Origin of the sequence: Robertmurraya sp. DFI.2.37, assembly GCF_029211245.1 — a bacterium.
GTDB lineage: Bacteria > Bacillota > Bacilli > Bacillales > Cytobacillaceae > Robertmurraya > Robertmurraya methanolica_A.
In genome coordinates, this window is record NZ_JARGEJ010000369.1 from 1 (window position 1) to 367 (window position 367).

Below are 367 nucleotides of genomic sequence, written 5' to 3' on the forward strand. Positions count from 1 at the left end.
GTCAAGGCAACTTGATAAGAAAAACCGTATTAGATATACGGTGAACGAAACCACCATTGTTGTTTTTGTTATTTCTGTTTGGGGGCACTATGACGATAAATGACGTAAAAAAACAATGTAAAAATTAAAGATATGGCAGTTATAAATCTTACATCCGAGGAATTTGCTAACCGAATAGAGGAAATGCTTGATTTGGCGAGTAAAGGCGACAATGTACTTATTCATCACGAGGGGAAAACCTATACTGTTATTCCTATAAGTGATGAAGAATTGGAGAACTTAACCGCGAAAGAAAAAGTATTACTGAATAAGTAATTTTTCTCTTTTTTGTCTGCAAATGTAACTCCATACTCCGTAACCGTCAAGG

General features: G+C 35.1%; 1 protein-coding gene. It reads left to right on the top strand.

Going from position 1 to position 367, the window contains the following annotated elements; genetic code table 11:
- The first annotated feature begins 132 nt into the window (after window positions 1-132).
- Window positions 133-315, top strand: a complete 183-nt coding sequence (locus PZE06_RS26915) for a hypothetical protein (RefSeq protein ID WP_008671561.1) — start codon at window positions 133-135, stop codon at window positions 313-315.
- Window positions 316-367 lie beyond the last annotated feature (52 nt).

Excerpts from the sequence above, each read along its gene's own strand:
- PZE06_RS26915 (WP_008671561.1), top strand. The coding sequence starts at position 133 with ATGGCAGTTATAAATCTTACATCCGAGGAATTTGCTAACCGAATAGAG.